This window comes from Pseudomonas sp. GP01-A4 (assembly GCF_058780865.1).
The window spans coordinates 38,701-49,316 of sequence record NZ_JBYSWF010000057.1; the positions used below are offsets into that span (position 1 = coordinate 38,701).

Here is a 10,616-nt window from a genome sequence, read left to right on the forward strand (position 1 = left end):
ATGCCTAGGGCTTTTTTGGCCAGGTGGGCACATCACGGCGAGCGCCTATCGGCAAGGCGGGTGCGGGCATGTCGCCCCATTGGCCCTGGCCTTCAGGTGCATCATTGGGCTTGGGTGATTGACCGCCAGCGGGCGGCGTTGCAGGCGGGGATTGCTCCTGACGACGATGGCGCAGGGCAAATTCCGCGACCGCTTCGATATCTTCTTCGCTGATAGCCGTCGCGCCCCGCCAGGCCGCATGGGCACGTGCGCCACGCAGCCAGACCAGGTCGGCGCGCAAGCCATCGACCCCGGCGGCAAAGCAGCGCTCGGTAATCTGCGCCAGCGCCTGGTCATCCAACGGGATGCTCTCCAGCAAGGCGCGGGCCCGGGTGCAGCGCTCACGCAACGCGGCCTGCCGGTCGGCCCATTGCCCGCAGAAACCCTGAGGGTCGCTGTCGAAATCCAGGCGGCGACGGATGATCTGCCCGCGTTCGGCCGGCTGGGTGTGCCCGCTCAGCGCCACGTTGAAACCAAACCGGTCGAGCAATTGCGGGCGCAGCTCGCCCTCTTCCGGGTTCATGGTGCCGATCAGTACAAAACGCGCCGAATGCCGGTGGGAAATCCCGTCGCGCTCGATCAGGTTGGTGCCGCTGGCGGCCACGTCCAGCAGCAGGTCCACCAGGTGGTCGGGCAGCAGGTTGACTTCATCGACATAGAGCACGCCGCCGTCGGCCTTGGCCAGCACGCCGGGGGAAAACTGTGCGCGGCCCTCACTGAGTGCCGCGTCCAGATCGAGTGTGCCCACCAGCCGCTCCTCGGTGGCGCCCAACGGCAGCGTGACGAACTGGCCGCTGGCGAGCAGGTCCGCCAGGCCACGGGCCAGGGTGGACTTGGCCATGCCCCGCGGGCCTTCGATCAGCACACCGCCGATTTTCGGGTCGATGGCGGTCAGGCACAGGGCCAGTTTCAAGTCGTCGGCGCCGACCACGGCGGACAGCGGGAAATGTGGAATGTCGGTCATCAACTGCCTTCTTCTATATCCAACAACAGGTTTTCCAACGCCTCGCGGTACGCCCCAGGCTCCTGCCACATGCCGCGTTGCTGGGCTTCGAGCATGCGTTCGGTCATGTCCCGCAGGGCATCCGGGTTGTGCTGCTGCACAAAGGCGCGGGTGTCCGGGTCCAGCAAGTAGGCATCCGCCAGCAACGCGTATTGATGATCGTCGATCAACGCCGTCGTAGCGTCGAACGCGAACAGATTATCCACGGTGGCCGCCATCTCGAACGCGCCTTTATAGCCGTGACGCTTCACCCCTTCGATCCACTTCGGGTTGGCCGCCCGGGCACGAATCACCCGGTTCAACTCTTCCTTCAACGTGCGGATCTTCGGCAAGTCCGGCTGGCTGTGGTCACCATGATAGCTGGCAGCCTTGTCGCCGCTCAGGGTTTCCACGGCGGCGAGCATGCCGCCCTGGAATTGGTAGTAATCATTGGAGTCGAGCAGGTCATGCTCGCGGTTGTCCTGGTTCTGCAACACCGCCTGCACCTGGCTCAAACGCTGGGCAAACTGTTCGCGGGCGGCGGTGCCTTCGTCGGAGCCGCCATAGGCGTAGCCGCCCCAGTTCAGGTAAACCTCGGCCAGGTCTTCGCGGCTCTGCCACAAGCGCCCATCAATCGCGCCCTGCACGCCGGCACCATAGGCACCGGGCTTGGCACCGAAGATCCGCCAACCAGCCTGCTTCGCCGCCGCGTCCTCGTCCAGGCCCGACAGGCGCAAAGCCTCGCGCTCACTGCGCACCTTGGCCGCCAGCGGGTTCAGGTCATCCGGTTCGTCCAGCGCCGCCACGGCTTGCACCGCCGCATCGAACAGGCGGATCAGGTTGGCGAATGCATCACGGAAGAACCCCGACACGCGCAAGGTCACATCCACCCGTGGCCGGTCCAGCAGACTGATCGGCAGGATTTCAAAGTCATCCACCCGCTGGCTGCCGGTGGCCCACACCGGGCGCACGCCCATCAGCGCCATGGCCTGGGCGATATCGTCGCCACCGGTGCGCATGGTGGCGGTGCCCCACACCGACAGGCCGAGTTGGCGCAAGTGGTCGCCATGATCCTGCAGGTGACGCTCAAGAATCAGGTTCGCCGACTGGAAGCCGATGCGCCAGGCAGTGGTGGTGGGCAGGTTGCGCACATCCACCGAGAAAAAGTTACGACCGGTAGGCAACACGTCCAGACGGCCCCGGCTCGGCGCGCCGCTGGGCCCGGCCGGGACGAAGCGCCCGCTCAAGGCATCCAGCAACCCGCGCATTTCCGCCGGGCCGCAGGCATCCAGGCGTGGCGCGACGACGATGCGCAAGCTCTCGATCACCGCCTTGACGTCTTCCCAGCCGGGCTCTTCAAGCTGCTCCACGGCACCTTCCAGCGCCTGCTCGATCAAGCGCGCGGCATACAGCTCCAGGCGTTCACGGGTGTCGCCGGCGGTGCGCCACAACTGCGTGTCGATCTTCTGCAACACCACTGGCCGGCGCCCCGTCCACGGCTCGGCCAGGGCGCAGTCCAGCGGATCGAAGCCCAGGTCGAAGGCCTTGGCCAATACCCGCAGCAGGCTCGATTGCGGCCCCCGCCCATCGCCACGCGGAATACGCAACAACGCCAGCAAGGTGTCGATGCGCAAGCGGCCCTCGGGTGACTCGCCGAAAATGTGCAGGCCATCGCGAATCTGCGACTCCTTCAAGTCACACAGGTAGGTGTCCAGGCGCGGCAGCCAGATCGCCGCATCGGCGTCGCTGTCGAGGTTTTCGTCCAGGGCCAGTTCCTGGTCGATGCGGGTTTCGCGCACCAGCTTGAGGATGTCCTTTTGCAGCTCGCGGGCACGCCGTGGGTCGAGCAGTTGTGCCTCGTAATACTCGTCAGCCAGCAACTCCAGGTCGCGCAGCGGCCCATAGGTTTCGGCGCGGGTCAGCGGCGGCATCAGGTGGTCGATGATCACGGCCTGGGTGCGGCGCTTGGCCTGGGCGCCCTCGCCCGGGTCATTGACGATAAACGGGTAGATATTCGGCAGCGGCCCCAGTAGTGCGTCGGGCCAGCAGTTCTCGGAAAGCCCGACGCCCTTGCCCGGCAGCCATTCCAGGTTGCCGTGCTTGCCAACGTGGATCACGCCGTGGGCGCCGTAGGTGTGGCGCAACCAGAAGTAGAACGCCAGGTAGCCATGGGGCGGCACCAGGTCCGGGTCGTGATAGACCGCACTCGCGTCCACCTGGTAACCCCGGGCCGGCTGGATGCCGACGAAGGTCAGGCCCAAACGCAGGCCCGCGATCATCATGCGGCCGTCGCGGAACATCGGATCGCTATGAGGTGTACCCCAGCGTGCCAACACGGCCTGGCGATTGGACTCGGGCAAGCGGTTGAACATCGCCTCGTAGTCATCCAGCGCCAGGCTCTGATGACACGGACGCAAGTCGAGGCTGTCCAGGTCGTTGCTGACGCCGCCCAAGAGCGCCTGGATCAGTGCCGTTCCGCTTTCCGGCAGCTCGTCCGGCAGCGGATAACCTTGGATTTTCAGTGCCCGCAGGATATTCAGCGCGGCGGCTGGGGTGTCGAGACCCACGCCGTTGCCGATACGTCCGTCCCGGGTCGGGTAGTTGGCGAGGATCAGCGCGATACGCTTTTCGCCATTCGGCACCCTCGCCAGTTCGACCCAGCGCCGCGCCAGTTCGGCGACAAAATCCATGCGCTCCGGCTGTGCGCGATAGCACACCACATCGGACTGGCTGCGCTCACTGCGCCAGGCCAGGTCCTTGAAGCTGATGGGCCGGCTGATGATGCGCCCGTCCAGTTCCGGCAACGCGATGTGCATCGCCAGGTCCCGTGGGCCGAGGCCTTGCTCGCTGGCCTGCCAGCCGGGCTCGTTGTCCTGGGCGCAAATCGCCTGGATCACCGGGATATTGCGGCGAAACGGCCGCAGGTGCGGCGCTTCAGGGCTGGACTGGGCAAAACCGGTGGTGTTCAGAATCACCGAGGCGTGCACTTCGTCCAGCAAATCCTCGACCACGGTCAGGCAGCCGGGCTCTTTCAAACTGGCCACCGCCATCGGCAGCGGGTTGAGACCCGCGGCCTGCAAGCGCTGGCAAAAAACATCGATAAAGCCGGTGTTGGCCGCCTGCAAATGGGAGCGGTAGAACAGCACCGCCGCCACGGGAAAATCAGCTTGCCAGTCAGCCTGCCAATCGTTGAGACGGGCATTGGCTTTATGCGGGTGATAAATCGCCGTGCGCGGCAGGGTTTGCGGCTCGCTCCAGGCGTAATCGCGGCCAAGGTAGCCGGCGGCCAGGCAACGATAGAAATCCAGCGCATTCCCCAAACCACCCTGGCGCAGGAAGTGCCAGAGCCGGTCACGTTCCTCGGCGCCCACGGTGCTGAGGCCACTGAGTTCCGGGTCCGGGCGATCATCCCCCGGCACCAGGATCAGCTGCACGCCGCGCTCGGCCAACTCCACCAGGCGCTCGATACCGTAGCGCCAATAACCGATGCCGCCGTGCAGCGAAATCAGGATGACCTTGGCGTGGCGCAGCACTTCATCGACATACAGGTCGACCGAAGCATGGTTCTGCACCTGCATCGGGTTCGCCAGGCGCAGGCTCGGGTAATCCTCGGGCAACTGCTGGGCCGCTTCGGCCAGCAGCGCCAGGCTGGAATCACCGCTGCACAGGATCACCAACTCGGCGGGGGTTTGCCCAAGGTCGGCGATGTTGTCATCCGAAACGAAACCGCCGGGCTGGGTCCTGAGCAGATGCATGGTTTAAACGCTGAGGGCAGCGCGCAGTTGCGCTTCGAGCAACGCGGCGTCGAGTTCCTGGCCGATCAGCACCAGGTGCGTGGCGCGCGGCTCATCGGCGCGCCAGGCGCGGTCGAAGTGCTTGTCGAAACGCGTGCCCACGCCCTGGATCAGCAGGCGCATCGGCTTGTTCGGAATCGCCGCGAAGCCCTTGACCCGCAGGATGCCGTGCTTGACCACCAGTTGGGTCAGGGCGTCCAGCAGCAGGCTTTCGTCGGCCTGGGGCAGTTCGATGGAGATGGAGTCGAAGGCATCGTGGTCGTGGTCGTCTTCACCTTCGTGGTGATGATCGTGATGGCTGTGGCGGCCATCGATGTGTTCTTCCGAGCCCGCGCCCAGGCCGATCAATACGTCCAGCGGCAGGCGACCGCTGCTGGCTTCGATGATTTTGACCGCCGGCGGCAGTTCTTCTGCCACTTCCAGGCGCACACGGGCCAGGTCTTCAGGGCTGATCAGGTCGGACTTGTTGAGGATCACCAGGTCGGCGCTGGCCAATTGGTCAGCGAACAGCTCGTGCAGGGGGGATTCGTGGTCCAGGTTCGGGTCGAGCTTGCGCTGGGCGTCAACCTGGTCCGGGAAGGCGGCGAACGTGCCGGCGGCCACGGCTGGGCTGTCGACCACGGTGATCACGGCGTCAACGGTGCAGGCACTGCGGATTTCCGGCCACTGAAACGCCTGGACCAAGGGTTTTGGCAGGGCCAGGCCCGAGGTTTCGATGAGGATATGGTCGAGGTCGCCGCGACGGGCCACCAGTTCGCGCATCACCGGGAAGAACTCTTCCTGGACCGTGCAGCACAGGCAGCCATTGGCCAATTCGTAGACGCGGCCGTTCGCCTCTTCTTCGGTACAGCCGATGGAGCATTGCTTGAGGATTTCACCGTCAATGCCCAGCTCGCCGAACTCGTTGACGATCACCGCGATGCGGCGCCCCTGGGCGTTATCCAGCATGTGGCGCAGCAAGGTGGTCTTGCCCGAGCCGAGGAAGCCGGTAACGATGGTGACGGGGAGTTTGGCCAGTGTTTTCATCGGATGCCCTTTGGGGCGGGCATACGGGACGAGTGGCCCTGCGCAGGTGCGCAGAAGCAGAATTCGCCACCGGATCACCCCGCCCGGTTGAAGTAGAAAATCGGTTGCGAGGCAGGTCTCCTGGCTTGGGGCTTGCCGGCGGTGATGCCGGCGCTGGCTGCGCCTTCCCGCCTTGTTCAGGCAGTGGCGTGGCAGTCAGATAAACCCTTTACAGTTGCGGGGGCAGCCGCGGCATTGACCGCGTTCCCTTCTTAGCTTCGGCCTGGGCCGAAGAACCTCGAAGGTGCAAGGCTACGCAGTGCGCGGGGACGGGTCAATGTCCGAGCGTTTGGCACTAAGCAGCGCCAGGCGCTCCAGCATGCCTTCGCTCGCCGCCGGCCCGGCCTGGACGCTGCATTGCTCGACGGACACACGCGCACCGTCGGCGTCCACCACCGCCACTTCCACCGGGCGCCGGGTTTTCCGGTCGACCAATTGCAGACTTTCACCTTCGTTGGCGAAATGGCGGTTGCCCCAGCCGATGAACGCCATGATCACCACCCGGAAATCCTCGCCAACCGGCGTCGGTACGTACTCGAAACGGGGCGGCCGCTCGCTGTATTGCCGGCGCTCCAGCAGCCCCGCTTCCACCAGGCTGTTGAGCCGGCGGGTGAGCATATTCGGAGCGATTTCCAGGCTCTGGGAAAACTCGTCAAAACGCCGCAACCCTTGCAGCGCGTCGCGCATGATCAGGATGCTCCACCACTCGCCTACCCGTTCCACTCCACGGGCTACCGGGCATTCGGCATTCACCAGCGACTTACGTTGCATTGCAGTTCCTCTGTGGGGCGGCTACAGAAATTTCAGCTATCGGATGTTACTTTCATAATGATAGTTTCGTCCATGCATTGCTACCAACCTGAAATTTGCGGAGCTAAGCGATCATGAGTAAGCGAATTGTTGTGACCGGCATGGGTGCAGTGACACCGCTGGCAACCGGCGTGGAACAGACCTGGAAGCGCCTGCTGGCCGGTGAATCCGGGATTCGCAGGCTACCCGAGGCATTGATCGGCGACCTGGCAATCAGCATCGGCGGCCAAGTGTTGGACCGCATCCAGGACCCTGAAGCCGGCTTTGACCCGGACACTGTCATCCCGGCCAAGGAACAACGCAAGATGGACCGGTTCATCGTGTTTGCCCTGGCCGCCGCGCAAGAGGCCTTGGCCCAGGCGGGTTGGAGTCCGCAAACGCCCTCGCAGCAGGAACGTACCGCGACAATCATCGCCTCCGGCGTGGGTGGTTTTCCCGCGATTGCCGAGGCCGTTCGTACGGCTGACAGCAAAGGGCCTCGCCGCCTGTCGCCGTTCACGATCCCGTCATTCCTCGGCAACATGGCGGCCGGGCACGTGTCGATCCAGCATCAACTGAAAGGTCCGCTGGGCTCCCCCGTCACTGCCTGCGCCGCCGGCGTACAGGCGATTGGTGATGCTGCGCGAATGATCCGTGCCGGCGAAATCGACATCGCCGTGTGTGGCGGCGCCGAAGCCTGTATCCACCGGGTCAGCCTCGGCGGTTTTGCTGCGGCGCGTGCGCTGTCCAGCGATTACAACGACACGCCGGCATTGGCTTCCCGCCCGTTTGATCAAGGCCGCGACGGGTTTGTGATGGGCGAAGGTGCCGGGCTGTTGGTGATCGAGGAACTGGAGCATGCATTGGCTCGCGGGGCGACGCCTATCGCAGAGCTGGTGGGCTACGGCACCAGCGCCGACGCCTATCACATGACCTCGGGCCCGGAAGATGGCTCGGGTGCACGCAGGGCAATGGAACTGGCGATCGCGCAGGCAGGGATCAGCGCCGCACAGATCCAGCACTTGAACGCCCACGCCACGTCGACCCCCGTAGGCGACAACGGCGAACTGGCAGCGATCAATACGCTGTTCGGAGCCGATTCCAGTGTGGCTATCAGCGCAACGAAGTCGGCGACTGGCCACTTGCTGGGCGCAGCGGGCGGGATCGAGGCGATCTTCACCGTGCTCGCCCTGCGCGACCAGATTGCCCCGGCCACCCTCAACCTGGACAACCCGGACCCCGCTGCCGAAGGGCTGGATATGGTCCGGGGCCAAGCCCGGCCGTTGCCGATTGAATACGCTATTTCCAATGGGTTTGGATTCGGCGGCGTGAATGCCAGCGTGCTGTTCAAACGCTGGCAATAACCCGGCGATTTGACGCCCATCGCCCGCCCATGCTCTCCTACACATCTTGTTTCGGGTGCCCTTCACAGGGTGAAACGGGAAACCGGTGAGTCATGTTCCTTTACTCAAGGGCGTGACGAGTCCGGTGCTGCCCCCGCAACGGTAAGCGAGTGAAGCATCAAAACCACTGTGCCTCTACGGCATGGGAAGGTGATGCTTTCAAGGCCCAGGCCCCTCGCAAGCCCGGAGACCGGCCCGAAAAATTCAGATAACAAACCCGCGGTGGGCGGGCGCTGTTCAGAACCCTGCGTGCCTGGCTCGCGGGGTTTTCATGCGCTCGTGTCACCCTGAAACCCTGAAGGGACGCGCCATGTCGATCATCAGCAGCACCGCCTCTACCGCCAGCACCACCGCCACCCTGAGCCAACGCCTGACTGCCGCCATCGGCGCGTCGATCCTCGGCGCGTGCCTGGTGTATTTCGCCGGTTTCTCGCACATCGAAGCGGTGCACAACGCCGCCCACGATACCCGCCACAGCGCTGCGTTCCCGTGCCACTGAGACCTGCCGACATGATCAAGCGTATTGCCCAAACCGCAGGTTTCACCGGCCTCCTGGCCGCCTTGCTGCTGACCTTGCTGCAAAGCTTCTGGGTTGCCCCGCTGATCCTGCAGGCGGAAACCTTCGAAAACGCCCCGGCCGCGACCGAAGTGCATGAACATGCCGATGCCACGGCCCACACCCACGACGCTGAAGCCTGGGAGCCGGGAGATGGCTGGCAGCGTGTGCTGTCGACTACGGGCGGTAACCTGGTGGTCGCCGTAGGTTTTGCCCTGATGCTTGCGGGTCTGTACACCCTGCGTGCACCGACCCGTACGGCCCAAGGCCTGCTATGGGGCCTGGCCGGTTACGCCACCTTTGTGTTGGCGCCGACCCTGGGCTTGCCGCCTGAATTGCCGGGGACTGCGGCGGCAGACCTGGCGCAACGGCAAATCTGGTGGATCGGCACTGCCGCCTCTACCGCTGCCGGTATCGCGCTGATCGTGTTCGGTCGTAACTGGCTGCTGAAAATCCTGGGCGTGGCGATCCTGGCTGTGCCCCATGTGATTGGCGCACCACAGCCGGAAGTCCACTCGATGCTGGCGCCGGAGGCTCTGGAAGCTCAATTCAAGATCGCCTCGCAGTTGACCAACGTTGCCTTCTGGCTGGCGCTGGGCTTGATCAGTGCCTGGCTGTTTCGCCGTAACCGTGATGGTCAGTATTCGGCATGATCCTGGCGGTTGGCCTGGGATGTCAGCGGGGTTGTTCTGTCGACATCCTGCGTGAACTGTTCAACGCCGCCCTCACCGAGGGTGGCATTGAGCGTCAGCGCATCACTGCGTTGGCCAGTCTTGATCGCAAGCGGGATGAGCCGGGGTTGCTGGCACTGGCTCAGGTTCTGGATTTGCCGTTGGTATTTTTCAGTGCGGAGCAATTGGCGCCCTATGAAGATCGACTGAGCCATAAGTCCGAGACGGTTTTTGCTCATACCGGCTGCTACGGCATTGCTGAAAGTGCCGCCCTGGCCCTGGCAGAACAGCTGTCTCAAAGCCCTGCCACCCTGCTGATCACCCGCAAAAAAACCGCCCAGGCCACCTTTGCATTGGCTTGCGCCGGCTGAATTCCCGATAATCGTCAGCTTTGATCATGAGCAATCTTCATCTGGAGGGCTGCTCGCGTGCTTTTTTTCACAGGAATGAATCCATGACTGTCTTTTTCATCGGCGCAGGCCCAGGCGATCCGGAATTGATCACGGTCAAGGGGCAGCGGCTGATTCGCAGTTGCCCGGTGATTATCTATGCCGGCTCGCTGGTACCGGCGGCGGTGCTTGAGGGGCATCAGGCTGAGCTGGTGGTCAACAGTGCCGAGTTGCATCTGGAGCAGATCATCGAGCTGATCAAGACGGCCCATGAGAAAGGCCAGGATGTGGCGCGGGTGCATTCCGGGGATCCGAGTTTGTACGGGGCGATTGGGGAGCAGATTCGGCTGTTGCGGGAGCTTGGGATTGGGTTTCAGATCATTCCCGGAGTGACGGCGGTGGCGGCTTGTGCGGCGTTGTTGGAGGCTGAGCTGACGTTGCCGGACATTGCGCAGAGTGTGATTTTGACGCGGTATGCGGATAAGACGGCGATGCCTGAGGGTGAGGTGTTCAGTAGCCTGGCGCAGCATGGGACGACCATGGCGATTCACCTGGGGGTGAATCATCTGGAGAAGATCGTGGCTGAGTTGGTGCCTCACTATGGGGAGGATTGTCCGATTGCAGTGGTGCATCGGGCGACCTGGCCGGATCAGGATTGGGCCATTGGTACGCTGGCGGATATTGCCGGGAAGGTGGCAGCCAAGGGGTTTCGGCGTACGGCGTTGATTCTGGTGGGTCGGGTTTTGGCCAGTGACAGTTTTGGTGAGTCGTCGTTGTATCGTGCGGGGCATGCGCATTTGTATCGGCCCTGAGGGGGATGGGGTACATATCCGTTATTTAGGTAACGGCGGCTTATGGTTCCGCTCTTACAGCGGCTCACTTTTGAACAGCGCAAAAGTAAGCAAAACGCTCTTGCCCCACCACTCGG

General features: G+C 63.7%; 9 protein-coding genes and 2 riboswitches. Of the genes, 5 read left to right on the forward strand and 4 right to left on the reverse strand.

What is annotated here, in order from left to right; translation table 11 throughout:
- Positions 1 to 4: 4 nt before the first annotated feature.
- The 4 genes from AC3WKX_RS26040 to AC3WKX_RS26055 all read right to left on the reverse strand — a co-directional run bounded on the left by AC3WKX_RS26040 (position 5) and on the right by AC3WKX_RS26055 (position 6,651).
- Positions 5 to 1,003: a magnesium chelatase ATPase subunit I gene (locus tag AC3WKX_RS26040; protein ID WP_102605646.1), complete on the reverse strand. Its 999-nt coding sequence runs from the start codon at positions 1,001 to 1,003 to the stop codon at positions 5 to 7.
- Positions 1,003 to 4,776, reverse strand: a complete 3,774-nt coding sequence (cobN, locus tag AC3WKX_RS26045) for a cobaltochelatase subunit CobN (protein WP_102605647.1) — start codon at positions 4,774 to 4,776, stop codon at positions 1,003 to 1,005. Before cobN ends, AC3WKX_RS26040 begins: the two co-directional genes overlap by 1 nt.
- 3 nt (positions 4,777 to 4,779) lie before the next feature.
- Complete coding sequence (gene cobW, locus AC3WKX_RS26050) at positions 4,780 to 5,841, reverse strand: cobalamin biosynthesis protein CobW (protein ID WP_003217887.1); 1,062 nt, start codon at positions 5,839 to 5,841, stop codon at positions 4,780 to 4,782.
- A gap of 93 nt (positions 5,842 to 5,934) precedes the next feature.
- A riboswitch (cobalamin riboswitch) is annotated at positions 5,935 to 6,136 on the reverse strand.
- Positions 6,133 to 6,651: a winged helix-turn-helix transcriptional regulator gene (locus AC3WKX_RS26055; protein WP_003217886.1), complete on the reverse strand. Its 519-nt coding sequence runs from the start codon at positions 6,649 to 6,651 to the stop codon at positions 6,133 to 6,135. Its footprint overlaps the riboswitch before it by 4 nt.
- Positions 6,652 to 6,764: 113 nt before the next feature.
- On the opposite strand from AC3WKX_RS26055, the gene fabF reads away from it, so the two are divergent.
- The 5 genes from fabF (at position 6,765) to cobM (ending at position 10,500) form a co-directional block, all read left to right on the forward strand.
- Positions 6,765 to 8,033 (forward strand): beta-ketoacyl-ACP synthase II, encoded by a 1,269-nt coding sequence (gene fabF / locus AC3WKX_RS26060; RefSeq protein ID WP_102605648.1) that lies wholly within the window; start codon positions 6,765 to 6,767, stop codon positions 8,031 to 8,033.
- 36 nt (positions 8,034 to 8,069) lie between these two features.
- Positions 8,070 to 8,285, forward strand: a riboswitch (cobalamin riboswitch).
- 97 nt (positions 8,286 to 8,382) lie between these two features.
- Positions 8,383 to 8,571 carry a CbtB domain-containing protein gene (locus AC3WKX_RS26065; protein ID WP_003217883.1) on the forward strand — a complete coding sequence of 63 codons (189 nt, stop codon included), beginning with the start codon at positions 8,383 to 8,385 and terminating at the stop codon, positions 8,569 to 8,571.
- An 11-nt stretch (positions 8,572 to 8,582) separates the two neighbouring features.
- Positions 8,583 to 9,281: a CbtA family protein gene (locus tag AC3WKX_RS26070; protein WP_102605649.1), complete on the forward strand. Its 699-nt coding sequence runs from the start codon at positions 8,583 to 8,585 to the stop codon at positions 9,279 to 9,281.
- The gene (locus AC3WKX_RS26075; RefSeq protein WP_102605650.1) at positions 9,278 to 9,670 is read left to right on the forward strand and encodes a cobalamin biosynthesis protein; all 393 of its coding nucleotides are present in this window, start codon (positions 9,278 to 9,280) and stop codon (positions 9,668 to 9,670) included. Before AC3WKX_RS26070 ends, AC3WKX_RS26075 begins: the two co-directional genes overlap by 4 nt.
- Before the next feature lie 83 nt (positions 9,671 to 9,753).
- A complete protein-coding gene (gene cobM / locus AC3WKX_RS26080; protein ID WP_102605651.1) occupies positions 9,754 to 10,500 on the forward strand; it encodes a precorrin-4 C(11)-methyltransferase in 747 nt (248 codons plus the stop codon).
- Positions 10,501 to 10,616 lie beyond the last annotated feature (116 nt).